The sequence below is a fragment of the Pseudomonas sp. LJDD11 genome, assembly GCF_024584215.1.
GTDB lineage: Bacteria > Pseudomonadota > Gammaproteobacteria > Pseudomonadales > Pseudomonadaceae > Aquipseudomonas.
Genome location: NZ_JANJFL010000002.1, coordinates 236348 through 250207, shown reverse-complemented (window position 1 = coordinate 250207; position 13860 = coordinate 236348). Strand labels below are relative to the sequence as shown.

Here is a 13860-nt window from a genome sequence, read left to right as displayed (position 1 = left end):
CCGCATTAACCTTTACTAATTAGGCAAAAAGCCAAAAACACCTTACGAGGACGCCATGACTGATCTGATCGACCAGCAACTGATCGCCGCCCTGATGGACGATTCGCGGCTCTCGCTCAAGACCTTGGCCGGCATCACCGGGCTGTCATCGCCCAGTGTCGGCGAACGCTTGCGCCGCCTCGAAGAACGCGGCGTGCTCAAAGGCTATACCGTGGAAATCGACCCGACACATTTTGGTTACCTGCTGCAGGCCATTGTGCGTATTCGCCCGCTGCCCGGTCAGTTGCAAGAGGTCGAACGGCAGATCAAGGCCATCCCGGAGTTCACCGAGTGCGACAAAGTGACCGGCGAAGACTGCTTCATCGCCCGTATGCATGTGCGCAGCATGGACCAGCTCGACAGCTTGCTCGACAGACTCAACCTGTACGCCGAAACCAACACCGCCATCGTTAAGAAAACCCCGATAAAACGCCGCCTGCCACCGCTGCATGAGTGATATGGGCCCTGGACGACCACCCAGGGCAAGTGCTGAACTACAGGTCAGGACAATGCGGGAAAGCAGTCGTGATTGGCCTCGACTGACAGGCATTCACCCCTAACAGGCGTGTTAATGCGTTACCCGCGTCACCAGGTAATTGACCAGCTCCGGGTCGTCGTCCAGTTCGATGGCCCTGGCCGGGCGCGGCAGATCCTCCAGCACCTTGTTCCAGAACGCATTGGCCGCATCGTCCTGCTGGGAGTAGCGCACCAGCCAGTTCTCGTGACCGCTCATCAGCACCTGGCCCATCAGTGCCCGACCGATTCCGCGACGCCGGTACTTCTTGAGGATGAACAGGTCGGCCAACTCCAGTGCATCGATACCCGGCAACTCGCTTCGCTCCACCAGCATGAACCCCGCCACCTCGCCATCGATCAGCAACACGCTGGCGCTCCAGTCTGGCTCCTGCCAGTAGCGCACCAGATGCTCTTCATGAATGTAGTAACGGCCATCGAGTTCGACGTCCTGTTGCTCCCAGTCGGAAGACTCGTAGGCATAGAACTGGTACAGGTTGCGGATCAGATCAATCTGGTCAGGGGCGGTGGGGATCAGCTCGACGGTGAGGTCGCTCATCAACGGACCTTAATGTAATAAATATAAAGAAGGCACAGCATGCCGATTGGCGCGGCCATGAAATCAGGGCCGCTATTGTTAACAAAATATGGCCGATAGCAACCCTGTCATCGCGCGGCCTCCAGGACTTCGCGCAGCGCGTCAATGCAGCGCAGCGCGGTATCGCTCATCGAACTGCGCCCGGCCATCGCCGCCACTACGGCAACAGGCATGGCCGGCTCGAACGGCAGTACCGCCAGGCCTTGGCGCGGCGTGCCGGCCAGGGAAAACTCGTCGACGATGGTCATCCCCTGGCCTTGACGAACCAGGTTGATGGCCAGGCTGTAGCGGTTGGTCTCCAGCGACGACACCGGCCGTTCACGAAAGCCCGGAACGGCACTGGCCATCATTGCCACCAGGCGCGGGTCGGTGGTGATGTAGATGACCTCACGCGGGTCTAGGTCAGCCCAGTTGACCGCCGCCCGCCCGGCCAGCGGATGCCCGTCCTGCATCACACAGACCATGCGCCCGGCGCATACCAGCCCGGCCGGTGGCGCCTGCTCGTCCAGCGGCTGGATGAGAAACCCCAGATCGTACTGACGACGCGCGATGGCGTCCTCGATCTCGTTGTTGAGGTACATGTCCAACACCAGCCCATGATCGGGAAAGGCCTGGCGCAGCTTGGGCGCGATCAACGGCAACACGTTGATCGCCAGCGCCGGGGTGGCACAGACACGCAACTGCCCCACCCGGTAGCGCTTGACGTTATCGACAAACCGCTCGAAGCGGGCAATGCCCTCCTGCATACGCAGCGCCTCGTCGAACATCTGGCGGGCCTCGGCGGTGGCTTTCATCTTGCCGCCGCTGCGCTCGAACAGGGTGAAACCCAACTGCTGCTCGGTGAGTGCCAGGCTTTTGCTTACCGAGGGTTGAGACATCCCCAGGGCCTGCGCGGTGGCGGTCACCGAACCGAGCTGCACCACCCGGACGAACACCTCAAGCTGCTTATTGCTCATCGCCATAACGGAATAAACTTATGCTAAATATGAATTTCAATACATGAACTATAGTTCATAGACTGGATTTCTTTATAGCCTACAGGGAATGTCATGAAGCCGTTCATTACTCGTTTGACCACCTTGGTAACGTTGCTGGGCACCTTTGTCGGTGCAAGCCTGGGCAACGTTCAAGCCGCTCAGCCTGCCGATGCTCTGGGCGGTCATCTGTTGCGCGTCGGTGCGGTCAATGCCGCGCCCTGGTATCAGAAGGATCTGTTGAGCAACCAGTGGACCGGTCTGGTGCCAGATATCGTCCAGGCCGTACTCGAAGGTACCGATGTGCAGGTCGAGTACGTTGACACACAATGGGGCACCGCGGTGGCCGGCCTGCAATCGAATCGCTTCGACCTGCTGGGCGGTTTCAACAACACCCCCGAACGAGCCAAGGCCGTAGACTTCACCCGGCCGATGGGTGCCCACAAGATTGGCGTGCTGACCCTGGAAAAAGACGCCAGCCGCTATGCCACCTGGGACAAGATCAACACCTCCGCCATCAAGCTGTCGGCCATCGATGGCTCGGCTGCCGCGAACCTGCTGCAACCGAAGCTGACCCACACTCAATGGGTGATCGTGCCCAACAATGACGCGCTGCAACTGGAAGTGGAAAGCGGCCGCGCCGACGCGATGCTGACCAACGATGTGCAGATGGCGTTGTACATCACCAAGCGCGGCCAGGGCACCATGGTCATTCCGTCGCCGGTGCAGGAGCAACCGACCAACATGGGCCTGCGCAAGGACCGTGCGCAACTGCGTGCCTGGCTGGACCAGCGCCTGGAAACCCTGGAAAAAGACGGCACTCTGGCGCGTATCTGGGCTAAACACGTGCCGGTGCCTCAGTGAGCAACGCCCCCCTGCTGCGCGTCAACGCACTGGGCAAGGCCTTTCATGGCCGTCCGGTGCTGCATGAGGTGTCATTCGAACTGGCCGCCGGCGAAGTGCTGGGCATGATCGGCTCCAGCGGCTCGGGCAAGTCGACGCTGCTGCGCTGCCTGAACCGGCTGGAGCGCCCGGACAGCGGCCAGGTGTGGCTCGACGGCGAGGAAATCGGCGTTCACGGGCCACAACGGCGTCCGGTCCCGACTCGCGTGCTGGCCCGCCAACGTGCTGCCATGGCCATGGTTTTTCAGCATTTCAACCTGTGGCCGCACCGCACAGTGCTGGAAAACGTCACCGAAGCGCCGCGTATCGTGCGTGGCGTGCCCCGCGAGCAAGCCATCGAAGAGGGGCTGGCAGCCCTGCGGCGCATGGGCCTGGAGCACAAGGCAGACGCCTACCCGGTGACCCTCTCCGGCGGTCAGCAGCAACGGGTGTCGATTGCCCGGGCGCTGGTCATGAAGCCGCGGCTGATCCTGTTCGACGAGCCCACCTCGGCGCTGGACCCGGAACTGGTCGGCGAAGTGCTGGCCGTGATGACCGATCTGGCCAAAAGCGGCACCACCATGATCGTGGTGACCCACGAAATGAACTTTGCCCTGCAGGTTTGCCATCGCATTCTGCTGCTCGACCAGGGCCGTATCATTGATGAAGGCTCACCGCAGGCGCTGCTGGCCCGGCCTGCCTCGGCGCCGGTGCGACGCTTTCTCGGTACGCAACGCGCGGTGCAGGAGGGCCCCGAAAAATGATCGACTATCAGTGGGACTTCAGCGTCCTGTTCACCTACCGGGAACTGCTGCTGGGCGGCATTCTCACCACGCTGCGCATCCTTGCCGTGTCACTGACCCTGGGCATTGGCCTCGGTGTGCTGCTGGCGCTGCTGCGTGGCGCCCAGGCCCGGGTGCTGCGCCTGCCGGCCCAGGCGGTGATCGAAACCGTCCGCGCGGTGCCACCGCTGGTGCTGGTGGTGTGGGCTTATTACTGCCTGCCGATTCTGGTGGGCCTGAAGCTGTCGGGCTACTGGACCTGCGCCCTGGCGCTGGGCTTGTACACCAGTGTGTTCTTCGCCGAGATCTTCCGCTCCGGGCTGCAGGCCGTAGACCCCGGGCACATCGAAGCGGGCCTAGCCAACGGCATGACACCGTTGCAGGTGCTATGGCGCATCAGTGCGCCGATTGCTTTTTTACGCATCCTGCCGGCCTTCGTCGGGCAGTGCGTAATGGCCGTGAAAAACTCGGTACTGGGCAGCTACATCGCCGTGGGCGAGCTGCTGTACGAAGGACAACGATTAAGCACCGCAACCTTCCGACCGCTGGAAACCCTGACCTTCGTTGCGCTGTTTTTCATCATTACCATCCTGCCGTTGTCGCTGCTGGCCAGCCGTATCGAACGACGTGTGCAGGCCCGATACTTCAAGCGTTGACCTCTCATGACCCTGACGACAACCCTGGCGCGCTTCGCCTGCCAATTGCAACTGAGCGACGTGCCGCCCACCCTGGTTACCAAGCTCAAACTCCACGTGCTCGATGCCCTGGGCTGCGGCTGGGCGGCCAGCGGCACCGGGCTGGGTGACCAGGCCCGGGCGCTGGCGCGGGCCAGCGGCGGCCTGGGCCAGTGCCAGGTATTCGCCGGCAGCAGTGACTACAGCCCGGCGGCGGCAGCCTTTGCCAACGCCTTCATCATCAACGCCCTTGACCATGACGACGGCGTGGAAATCGACGGCAAAGGCATGGGTCATCCAGGCTCCAGCCTGGTAGCCGCCGCCATGGCCGCGCTGGACAGTCATCCGGGTGCGATCAGCGAAGCCGACCTGCTGGCCGCCCTGGCAGCGGGTTTCGAGATCAACAATCGCCTGATCAACGCCCTGCAACCGAGCGCCGAAAGCTTCGCCAAGGCCTACGGCGTGGCCCAGCACCAGGCCATTGGCGCCGCGGTGGTCTACGCCCGCGCCTGCGGCTTCGATGAACAGCAGATGCACCATACCCTGGGCTTCGCCGCCACCCTGGCCTGCGTGCCGAGCCTGCACAAATACAACTGGCAACAGCGGCCTATCGTCACCCTCAAGGATGGCGTGGCCCCGGCCGCCCAGGCCGGGGTGCAGGCTGCGCTGATGGCTCGCGCCGGGCTGGCCGGCAGCCAGGATGTACTGGACGGGCCGCAAGGCTACTGGCGCATGATCGGCTCCGACCGCTTTGCCGAACGAGACCTGATCGAAGGCCTGAGGTGCGACTGGTATCTGCGCTTCGGCAGCTTCAAGCGCTACCCGGCCTGCCGCTGGTTGGCCACCGCACTGGAATGTGCACAGCAATTGATTCGCACCAGCGGCTGGGCGCCAGAAGACATTGCGCAGATTAATGTGCGCACCTTTGCACGCCTGTGCGACGACTTCATGGTCTACGCGCCGGCCAGCGCCACCGACGCGCAGTTCAGCCTGCCCTACACATTGGCGGCCACCCTGATGCAGTTGCCGGCAACCGACTGGTACAGCGAAGCGAACCTGCATTCGCCAGAGCTGCGGGCCCTGGCGGCGAAAGTCCACGCCGACGTCGACCCGGAACTCGATGCCCGCTGGCTCAGCGCAGATCGTCAGCCAGGTGCGCAGGTGACTCTGGTTCACAGCAATGGCGAGGCGATACAGGCCGCCCAGGCGACGCCCTATGGCAGCGAGAAACGGCCCATGGCGGATATGGAAGTGATCGCCAAGGCGCAGGCCAACCTGCAGGGGCGGGTCCGCGAGCCTGAGCGGTTTATTCGTAACCTGCTGGCGAGCGGGAGTGATGCGAACTATCCGGCCGGAAGTGGCCAATGGATGGGCAGTGCCAGGGCCTAGCGGCCTGCAAGAGCGTCAGGCCTGCGCCTGCCTGCGCACCATCTCGACAATCACCTGATACAACTCATCCACCGCCTGCTGCTCGCTGATCTCGCCTTCCACTGCCACAGCCGCAAGCGAATCAGCCGCCCCCAACATTGCCCACAAGGCCGCCTGCGACAACCCTGCCGCCCCGGCGAAAGGCGCCAGCACCCGGCGGCACTTTTCGATGTAGCTTTTCTGGCAGGCCTTTCTCAGGGAGGCGAGCTCCGGCGAGCCGCTGAGCGCGGCCAGCACTTCGGGAATCTCGCGGCCTTCGGTGAGTACGCAGGCGATATAACTGGCCGCGATGACCTGTGCCTTGCCCTGCAGGGTTGACTCACCGGCCGCGATGGCCTCATCGATGATGTGGTTCTGACGGCTTTCAAAATCCTGGTACAGCGCCGCCAGCAAGCCGTTACGGGTGCCGAAGTGTTCGTACACCGTGGGCTTGGTGATGCCTGCTGCCTCCGCCAGGCGCCCCAGAGTCAGGGCATCGGTGCCCTCCTCGCTGACCAGTTGCCAGGCCACCTGCAGCAACTGCACGAAGCGGTCTTGCCGGGTCATGCGCGTGCGCGGGCGGGGCGTGCTGTGCTGGCTTGGCTCTGGGTGAGTCGACATGTCTGGCCTTTGCTTATCGAATGCGCCCGCATACTGCCGCACCTGCCCGGCTCAGGCAAATACCCGACGGCCGATGTCTTGTGCTATCTGCAAGTGCGCCTGGGGAAAACTCCCTTCGGCGGGCAACAGCAACTCCGAGGTACGCACCGACGCGCCGACATAATCGAAAATGCCATGGTCGATCTGGGTACGCATCGCGCCAAAGTAACCGTGACGGGCAAACGTGCGCAGGTTCGCCCCGCCAATCGCCAGCAAATGCACATTCAGATCATCGAGTTTTTTGTCCAGGCCACCATCGGCCCGCTCTTCATAAGCCCAGCCATTGGTGAACACCCGGTCGATCCAGCCCTTGAGCAACGCAGGGAACGACCACCAATAGATCGGATAGACCAGCACCAGCGCGCCAGCGCGTTCGATACGCTGCTGTTCAAATCGGACATCGTCAGGCACCTCGGCCTGATTGCGGAACTTCGCCAGGTCTGGCGCGCCGAAGCGTGGGTCAAAGCCCTGCTCACTCAGGTCGGCGACCTCAAGGGTGTGGCCCGAATCGGTGATGCCTTTTGCGACTTCAGCCGTCACCGCGTGGGTGAACGACTGCTGATCGGCATGGGCGACGACAATCAATGCATGCATGGAATGGCTCCTGAAACCCGTTGATTACACGTCGCTGGCCGCAACGCACTAAATACCAAAGGTAGGATACTTTTGGTATTTAGTAAACTCAGCATGCATCAACGGCTTGAACCCGACCTGTCAGATCCTGCCTTTTTTCCGATCACGCCTGCCATCTGTCATCCGTGGATGTTCTAATCGCCGGTTCATTCACCAAGAGTGCCCTTTCGTCGCAATGGATACCAAATCACTCATGCTCCGTGCTCAAGAGCTATGGAGCCTGCTGGAAAAGCACCCATGGGTACAAGCCGGCCTCGGCCTGCTGCTGCTGGTGGTCGCAGCGCTGATACTGGGTCGCCTGGCACGCTTTGTGGTGCTGCATACGGTCAAGGCCCTGGGCCGCCAGCACTCGCTGCAGTGGCTCAACGATCTACGTCACAACAAGGTCTTTCACCGGCTGGCGCAGATGACCCCGTCGCTGGTCATCCAGTTCGGCCTGAATCTGGTGCCGGAGCTGAGCACTGCCGGCAAGAACGTGCTGGGCAACATTGCCATGGCGTTCACCATCCTGTTCATGACCTTCGCCATCGGTGCGCTGCTCAACGCCTTGCTGGATATCTACGCGCGTACCGTGCACGCGCGGACCCGCTCGATCAAAGGCTATGTGCAACTGGCCAAGATGATTCTCTACATCTTCGCCACGATCATCATCATCGCCACCCTGATCGACCGCTCGCCGCTGCTGCTGTTGTCGGGGCTGGGTGCAATGTCGGCGGTCATCCTGCTGGTCTACAAAGACACCCTGCTGTCGTTCGTCGCCAGCGTGCAGTTGACCAGCAATGACATGCTGCGCGTCGGCGACTGGATTGAAATGCCCCAGGTCGGCGCCGATGGCGACGTGGTCGACATCACCCTGCACACCGTCAAGGTGCAGAATTTCGACAAGACCATCGTCTCGATCCCTACCTGGCGGCTGATGAGCGAGAGCTTTCGCAACTACCGGGGCATGCAGCAATCGGGCGGGCGACGCATCAAGCGCAGTCTGTTCATCGACGTTAGCGGCATCCGCTTTCTGACCGACGAAGAAGAGCAGCGCCTGTCAGGCGTCAAGCTGCTCACCGAGTACATGACCCGCAAACAGGCCGAGCTCAAGGAGTGGAACCACGCGCAAGGCAACGTCGCCGCCATGGCCGCCAACCGCCGTCGCATGACCAACATCGGCACCTTCCGCGCCTACGCCCTGGCCTACCTGAAAAACCACACCGAAGTGCACCAGAACATGACCTGCATGGTCCGCCAGATGGCCGCCGACGAGCATGGCGTGCCGCTGGAGATCTACTGCTTCACCACCACCACGGTGTGGGCGGAGTACGAGCGGATTCAGGGCGATATCTTTGACTATCTGTTGTCGGTGCTGCCCGAGTTTGGCTTGACGCTGTATCAACAGCCGAGCGGCGCGGACATGCGTCTGGGGCTGGCCGGGCGCGAGCCCGCGCAGGGAGGGTTGGCGTTGCCGCCGGTGAAGGAGGCTGAGAAAGAGAAGGCGCAGGTTTGACGCGCACATGGAGCACTAATGAGCGGGGACTGAAGTCCCCGTTACTCGACAGGCAGCCCTGAAATCAGGATCAATCTCGCTCACCTGGATCGGCCCTGCATTGCGCAGTCACTGTTCCTACATCGCCTGTCCAGCCAACATCATCCGCGTTCGCTTGCATCTGCGGCCAGGGTCGTCAACGCTCTATTGCAGTGAATGGCTGGCTTTGCCAATGCATGAAGCCTATAGGCCAGGCTTGGCGAACCACAGTAAGAACAACTTAAATGTTCATGGAATCGGAGGCTTTATGCCTGACGTCTCGATTGCTCTCATCAAGGAAAGCAACAAACGACTGTCTACCAGCGGCAGAACGCCTCTCACCACACGCTCATCTCGGCTGTCCAAAGAAGCCATCAATGCCATGATGAAACGGGCATACGAACGTTTGTCACGCTGACATGAGCCGCGAGCCTTTGTCTGCCGGCGCAGATATCACTGTCGGCAATGATCCAGGCAGATCCTGCAAGCCTCCCGCTGACAGATCATCAGAGTGCAATGCACCGGCTATATCGGGATCGGCATCAGCAACGTGCGACGTCTTCCGACGATTAGTCGAGAACGACGATGACTTTCCAGGTCTAATCGCCTACTCACTGTACAAACGCCACAAAATCGAGTGGATTCGCAACCACACCAACGATAACCATGATGTTTTCAAGCAAGTCGCCTGTACCGCTCAACAAGTCGCGATGTACCGGGATCAAGCAGAGCAGTTCGCGAAGAACTTCATCGAAGAATCCCTCGACCAACTCGGCGCACAGTTGGGAGAGTCGATTAGCAATGATGTCATCGTGTCCCGGATAGACAGTCTGAGGCCAGGCTTCTAGCGATCGTTGGGCAACCAAACCCTTAGCGGCTTCACCTCAGTAGCGGTCGCACTCGCCCTCTTCGGTCTAATGACGCTCTACTCCAGCTATCAGGAAAATGGTGGTCTGGAGGGACGAATCAAGCAATTGAACAGAACCGTCCAGCCTGCCATCACCCCCATCAGTCCTTGAAGGACATACGACCACCCGTCGCCCCACATGGCACCCTCGCCCCGCTTACGCAGCCGAATCGTTGGTGATCAACAAAAAGGAGTACCACCATGAAATTGATTCGGCCTCACCAACTGGCCCTGGCTCTGTGCCTGGGCGTTATCACTCCCCTGAGCTTTGCCGCCACCAACACCGACGGCACGACCACCAGCCCATCCGGCACCACGGCTAACCCCGGCATGTCGCAAGACAGCGGCAACCCCAGTGGCGCCACCACCCCTGGCACCAACTCCGGTGGCAACGGCGGGATGAGCGGCAGCAGCGGCAACGGCGGTCAATCAAGCGGTACCCAAAGCGGCAGCGGTTCGACCGGCAGTGGCACCAGCGGCAGCACCGGTGAAGCGAGTGGCGCAGGCAGTGCCGGCCCAGGTGGCGCCAGTGGTGCCGGTGGCTCCAGCGGCGGCGGCTCTGGAGGTGCTGGCGGCGGCGGTGGCGCAGGTGGCGGTAGCTGACGCCTATACCGTAGCCGCTTTAGCGGCAGTACTGTTCGGTTAAGTATCACAAATCTCTGTGGGAGCAGCCGGCCTCTGCGCTACCAAGGTCGCTCCCACAGAGGTATTTTCCCGGCTAAAGCGGATCGCCGTCCGGCCGCTCCTACGCCACTCGGGTCAGGTAATCGATGAACAACCGAAACAGGTCAGCGTTGTTGGATATTTCCAGGCGCTGGTAGATGTTGTGCTTGTGCACTTTTACCGTTCCTTCCGAAATCCCCAGCACCGCCGCGATGGACGAACTGCTATGGCCCTGCAGGATCAGCTTGGCAATGTAGCGCTGGGTTTCAGTCAGTTGCCCTTGAAGAATCTCCATAAAAGCATCTTCTGACTTGGCGTCGCTAGGGTCGCTGGCTTTGCAGCTGTCGCTGTAGCGGATCCGGCAGTGCAGCTCGAACAATGAGTTGATCAACGGTGCCAGCGCCTCCAGGGCACGCATTTCCCAAGGCTGAAACGGGCCACCGCTGAGGTTGCGCATCAGCGAATAGACGATGGCAACACGCGGCTGCAGAGGGATGATGAAGCCGATTTCTTCGATCAGCGTGCCGTGCCCGGACGATACACAGGGATGGATGTCCTGAGAGATGGAAAACCCTGAAGAAAAAAAGCAATCCGGCGCCAGCTCACTCATGCGCCATAGCCCGGCCGGGTGGTCGTTTATGCAAGCCACGTAGAACGGGTCAAGCAAATAGCCGCCACGGATATAGGCGTTGAGAGTGCGTTGCGGTACGCACTGGTTGTAGCCGTCGTGCACCAATACAGCGTTGTGGTTGAAGCGAAACAGGTACACGCAGCTCATGTCGAAATCGAGCCATTGGCGTAAAAGTGAATCGATTGCCGGACCGAGCCGATCGGTGCCTACCGCGTTGATCAGGGGGGCCAGCCGCTGTGCATCATCGGCGTTTATGCTTGCCATGCTCATGTCCGGAAAATCCTTGCTGCGCACCCTCTGCGGGCAAGATACCCCAAAATGGTACGTAACCGCTCAGCGGTGGATATAAGGGGCCGACGCAGGTGCGCCGGCCCTTATAGCACTTTATTGGCGTGGGTCAGGACAGACCGGGGGCTGCACTGAAGCGGCGCTCGGACTCATCCTGTTGACCCAGCTCGATCGCCTTGGGCACCGCCAACCACCAAGCAAGGCCCATGCCGATCACGCCGCCCACCAGCTTGCCGATAATCAGCGGCAGGATAATCGAGGGCTGGAAGTTGGCTGAATAGGCCAAGTGGTCACCAAAGGTGAACGCCGCGCACACGGCAAAAGCCACCACCAGTACCTTGTCTTTGGGCGGCATGTCGGCCAGCAGACGGAACATGGCCAGGATATTGGCCGACGCGGCAAGAATCCCCGCAGCGCCCACCGGCGACAGCCCTACCCGACCGGCGACCTTCTCAATCGGACCTGACAGGTAGCGCTTGATCAGCCATACCATGGGGAAAGCGCCACAGAGCATGATGCTCACGTAACCGGCGATTTCCAGTGCACGCATCTGGTCCTCTTTATCGGCGATGATCGGCGCAAAACCCCAGCGACCGAAGGTCGAGCTGAAGAAGCCGGTGAAGTACTCGACAATCGAGGCCACCAGCACCAGGGTCACCAACGCATACATCAGTTGGCCGAGCTTGAGGAAGATCGCCACCATCAGGTTCGGCAGGTAACGCAAGGCAGCGGCCAGGGCGCAACAGAACAGGATCAGCGGCATCAGGTTCTGGATCAGCCCCGTCAGCGTGAAGTGCAACGCCTGAGTCGGTATACCGGTGGTGGCAATGTCCGGGCGCACGTTCAGGCCCATGCCCTGCATCAGCAGGGCAATCATGATGATGCTGACCGGGATGCTCAGCAGGCCAGCCATAATGCCCAGCGCCATGTATTTGTGGTCGCGCTTGTCGAGCATCGCCAGGCCCACCGGGATCACGAAAATCACCGTCGAGCCGCATTGAAAGCCGGTAATCAGCCCGACTATCCAGCCTTCGGGGCTGCTCGACAACGCCTGGGCCAGTTGATAACCGCCCAGGTCTGCGGCAATGAAAATCGGCCCGGCAATCCCAGCATCGGCGCCCATGGCCTGGAACACTGGCGCGATGAACACGCTGATGAACTGTGAAATATAAGGGATGGCGGCCATGATCCCGGCCACCGGCAGGAAGATCGGGCCGATGCTGTTAATGCCGGCGGTAAACTCCTTGCCCAGCTCCGACTCGGGGTTGTAGATCGATGCGATGGCGCCGATCACGGCGCAGACCATGATCAGGTAAATGACATAAGTGCCGATGTTTTCCATTGCTGCCTCTTCTATTGTAAGAGTTTGTTTTGGCAGGAATTTTCAGTGCAGCGTTGCAGCTATTTTTATTCTGGTGCACTGCTCAGATCGCGGTGTAGCCGTTGTCGACGAACAGGTGAGTGCCATTGACGAAGCTCGACTCGTCGCTGGCCAGAAACAGCGCAGCGGCAGCCACTTCGGCCGGGGCGCACAGGCGGCCCTGCATGCCAGCGATGGCTTGCTCGGAGACATCCACGCCATGGCCCTGCAGCAGCTCGATTTCGCGCAGGCCATGGGCCGTACCGATAAATCCTGGGCATACCGCATTGCTGCGGATATTGCGGTCGCGATACTCCACGGCAATCGCCCGGGCAAACATGTGGCAGGCGCCCTTGGTGGTGCAGTAGGCGACCTCCATCGGCGTGCCGACCACCGCCGAGATAGACGACGTGCAGACGATGCTGCCGCCGCCCGCCGCGAGCATGCCGGGCAGTACCGCCTTGGTGACCAGGAACATGCCTTTGACGTTGATGCCCATCAGCCGGTCCCAATCGGCTTCGGTGGTTTCCAGAAACGGACCGGCAGCGATGGTGCCGGCGTGGTTCATCAACACGGTGACGGGACCGAAATGCGCCTCGGCCTGGCGTACCGCGCGCTCAACCTGCGCGCCATTGGCAACGTCGGCGGCAAAGAAATACGCAGTACCGCCCGCCTTGTTGATCCGCGCGGCAACGGCTTCACCATCACTGCCCGGCAGATCGAGAATCGCCACCTTGGCGCCCTCTTTGGCAAACAGCTCTGACGCGGCCAGCCCGCAACCGCCTGCGCCACCAGTAATCAGCGCGACCTTGCCTTGCAATCGACCCATTTCGTTTTTCTCCTGGTTGCAGGTGTAACTTGAGGTTTCCAAGGCTCAAGCTATGACCGGCAGCAGAAGGAGTCCATATACCGAGCGGTATATGAGCAATCAACCTTTTGTTTTAAAAAGAATTTTTGTCGAAAAAGATAGAGAAGGAATCAGCTCTGCTTCGGGGGCTCATGCCCCTCCTACGGGCTGGCGCTGCCGAGGTCTGGGCTAGACTTGGGCCAGGATGGCATCCAGCAAGCCGGGAAAGCGCTCGCTCATTTCGTCTTTGCGCAATGAGTTCATGTGCGTAGTACCGACATTGCGGGTGTGCACCAGGCCGGCATCGCGCAGCACGCGAAAGTGATGGGACATGCTGGATTTAGGGCGGCCGCCGTCCAGTTCACCGCAACTGGCCTCTTCAACGCCCGCCAGGCAGCGGACAATTTGCATGCGCACCGGGTCGCTCAACGCGTAGAGCACACGTTCGAGGGTGAAGTCCTGAAGGATGGGGTGTTTGAAGCTTCTCAT

Annotated in this window: 15 protein-coding genes; 7 read left to right on the top strand and 8 right to left on the bottom strand. The window is 60.9% G+C overall.

What is annotated here, in order from left to right; all coding sequences use genetic code 11:
- The first annotated feature begins 55 nt into the window (after nucleotides 1-55).
- Nucleotides 56-496: an Lrp/AsnC family transcriptional regulator gene (locus tag NRB16_RS03690; RefSeq protein ID WP_045488613.1), complete on the top strand. Its 441-nt coding sequence runs from the start codon at nucleotides 56-58 to the stop codon at nucleotides 494-496.
- Between the two features lie 111 nt (nucleotides 497-607).
- Here the strand turns inward: NRB16_RS03690 and NRB16_RS03685 are convergent, their stop codons facing one another.
- Together NRB16_RS03685 and NRB16_RS03680 are read right to left on the bottom strand one after the other, a co-directional pair.
- Complete coding sequence (locus NRB16_RS03685) at nucleotides 608-1111, bottom strand: GNAT family N-acetyltransferase (protein ID WP_045488607.1); 504 nt, start codon at nucleotides 1109-1111, stop codon at nucleotides 608-610.
- A gap of 107 nt (nucleotides 1112-1218) precedes the next feature.
- Nucleotides 1219-2106, bottom strand: coding sequence for a LysR family transcriptional regulator (locus NRB16_RS03680; protein ID WP_045494427.1), 888 nt, complete (start codon nucleotides 2104-2106; stop codon nucleotides 1219-1221).
- A gap of 93 nt (nucleotides 2107-2199) precedes the next feature.
- Between NRB16_RS03680 and NRB16_RS03675 the strand changes: the two genes are divergently transcribed.
- Genes NRB16_RS03675 through NRB16_RS03660 form a run of 4 tightly spaced genes read left to right on the top strand, consistent with a single transcriptional unit; the run spans nucleotide 2200 to nucleotide 5851 of the window.
- Nucleotides 2200-2988: an ABC transporter substrate-binding protein gene (locus NRB16_RS03675; RefSeq protein ID WP_257105494.1), complete on the top strand. Its 789-nt coding sequence runs from the start codon at nucleotides 2200-2202 to the stop codon at nucleotides 2986-2988.
- Nucleotides 2985-3770, top strand: coding sequence for an amino acid ABC transporter ATP-binding protein (locus NRB16_RS03670; RefSeq protein ID WP_373568428.1), 786 nt, complete (start codon nucleotides 2985-2987; stop codon nucleotides 3768-3770). The genes NRB16_RS03675 and NRB16_RS03670 overlap by 4 nt, the downstream gene beginning before the upstream one ends.
- A complete protein-coding gene (locus NRB16_RS03665) occupies nucleotides 3767-4444 on the top strand; it encodes an amino acid ABC transporter permease (protein ID WP_253113636.1) in 678 nt (225 codons plus the stop codon). The genes NRB16_RS03670 and NRB16_RS03665 overlap by 4 nt, the downstream gene beginning before the upstream one ends.
- Before the next feature lie 6 nt (nucleotides 4445-4450).
- Nucleotides 4451-5851, top strand: coding sequence for an MmgE/PrpD family protein (locus NRB16_RS03660; protein WP_253138956.1), 1401 nt, complete (start codon nucleotides 4451-4453; stop codon nucleotides 5849-5851).
- A 15-nt stretch (nucleotides 5852-5866) separates the two neighbouring features.
- On the opposite strand, the gene NRB16_RS03655 is transcribed toward NRB16_RS03660, so the two are convergent.
- Both NRB16_RS03655 and NRB16_RS03650 read right to left on the bottom strand, forming a co-directional pair.
- The gene (locus NRB16_RS03655; protein WP_257105493.1) at nucleotides 5867-6490 is read right to left on the bottom strand and encodes a TetR/AcrR family transcriptional regulator; all 624 of its coding nucleotides are present in this window, start codon (nucleotides 6488-6490) and stop codon (nucleotides 5867-5869) included.
- Nucleotides 6491-6541: 51 nt separating this feature from the next.
- Entirely contained in the window at nucleotides 6542-7123 is a 582-nt protein-coding gene (locus NRB16_RS03650; RefSeq protein WP_257105492.1) for an NAD(P)H-dependent oxidoreductase, read from the bottom strand.
- A 214-nt stretch (nucleotides 7124-7337) separates the two neighbouring features.
- Here NRB16_RS03650 and NRB16_RS03645 point away from each other — a divergent pair, with 214 nt between their 5' ends.
- Entirely contained in the window at nucleotides 7338-8657 is a 1320-nt protein-coding gene (locus NRB16_RS03645; protein WP_253113631.1) for a mechanosensitive ion channel family protein, read from the top strand.
- Nucleotides 8658-9783: 1126 nt separating this feature from the next.
- Nucleotides 9784-10185, top strand: a complete 402-nt coding sequence (locus NRB16_RS03640; protein WP_045488584.1) for a hypothetical protein — start codon at nucleotides 9784-9786, stop codon at nucleotides 10183-10185.
- 142 nt (nucleotides 10186-10327) lie between these two features.
- Here NRB16_RS03640 and NRB16_RS03635 read toward each other — a convergent pair whose 3' ends face one another.
- From NRB16_RS03635 to NRB16_RS03620, 4 genes are all read right to left on the bottom strand, one after another.
- Nucleotides 10328-11131: a helix-turn-helix transcriptional regulator gene (locus NRB16_RS03635; RefSeq protein ID WP_257105586.1), complete on the bottom strand. Its 804-nt coding sequence runs from the start codon at nucleotides 11129-11131 to the stop codon at nucleotides 10328-10330.
- Nucleotides 11132-11273: 142 nt separating this feature from the next.
- Entirely contained in the window at nucleotides 11274-12506 is a 1233-nt protein-coding gene (eutH, locus tag NRB16_RS03630) for an ethanolamine utilization protein EutH (protein WP_045488581.1), read from the bottom strand.
- 82 nt (nucleotides 12507-12588) lie between these two features.
- Nucleotides 12589-13353 (bottom strand): SDR family NAD(P)-dependent oxidoreductase, encoded by a 765-nt coding sequence (locus NRB16_RS03625; protein WP_253138965.1) that lies wholly within the window; start codon nucleotides 13351-13353, stop codon nucleotides 12589-12591.
- 207 nt (nucleotides 13354-13560) lie between these two features.
- The gene (locus NRB16_RS03620) at nucleotides 13561-13860 is read right to left on the bottom strand and encodes a helix-turn-helix transcriptional regulator (protein ID WP_045488575.1); all 300 of its coding nucleotides are present in this window, start codon (nucleotides 13858-13860) and stop codon (nucleotides 13561-13563) included.

Excerpts from the sequence above, each read along its gene's own strand:
- NRB16_RS03675 (WP_257105494.1), top strand. The coding sequence starts at position 2,200 with ATGAAGCCGTTCATTACTCGTTTGACCACCTTGGTAACGTTGCTGGGC.
- NRB16_RS03655 (WP_257105493.1), bottom strand. The coding sequence starts at position 6,490 with ATGTCGACTCACCCAGAGCCAAGCCAGCACAGCACGCCCCGCCCGCGC.
- NRB16_RS03640 (WP_045488584.1), top strand. The coding sequence starts at position 9,784 with ATGAAATTGATTCGGCCTCACCAACTGGCCCTGGCTCTGTGCCTGGGC.
- NRB16_RS03625 (WP_253138965.1), bottom strand. The coding sequence starts at position 13,353 with ATGGGTCGATTGCAAGGCAAGGTCGCGCTGATTACTGGTGGCGCAGGC.
- NRB16_RS03685 (WP_045488607.1), bottom strand. The coding sequence starts at position 1,111 with ATGAGCGACCTCACCGTCGAGCTGATCCCCACCGCCCCTGACCAGATT.
- NRB16_RS03620 (WP_045488575.1), bottom strand. The coding sequence starts at position 13,860 with ATGAGAAGCTTCAAACACCCCATCCTTCAGGACTTCACCCTCGAACGT.
- NRB16_RS03665 (WP_253113636.1), top strand. The coding sequence starts at position 3,767 with ATGATCGACTATCAGTGGGACTTCAGCGTCCTGTTCACCTACCGGGAA.
- NRB16_RS03690 (WP_045488613.1), top strand. The coding sequence starts at position 56 with ATGACTGATCTGATCGACCAGCAACTGATCGCCGCCCTGATGGACGAT.
- NRB16_RS03650 (WP_257105492.1), bottom strand. The coding sequence starts at position 7,123 with ATGCATGCATTGATTGTCGTCGCCCATGCCGATCAGCAGTCGTTCACC.
- NRB16_RS03645 (WP_253113631.1), top strand. The coding sequence starts at position 7,338 with ATGGATACCAAATCACTCATGCTCCGTGCTCAAGAGCTATGGAGCCTG.
- NRB16_RS03660 (WP_253138956.1), top strand. The coding sequence starts at position 4,451 with ATGACCCTGACGACAACCCTGGCGCGCTTCGCCTGCCAATTGCAACTG.
- eutH (WP_045488581.1), bottom strand. The coding sequence starts at position 12,506 with ATGGAAAACATCGGCACTTATGTCATTTACCTGATCATGGTCTGCGCC.
- NRB16_RS03680 (WP_045494427.1), bottom strand. The coding sequence starts at position 2,106 with ATGAGCAATAAGCAGCTTGAGGTGTTCGTCCGGGTGGTGCAGCTCGGT.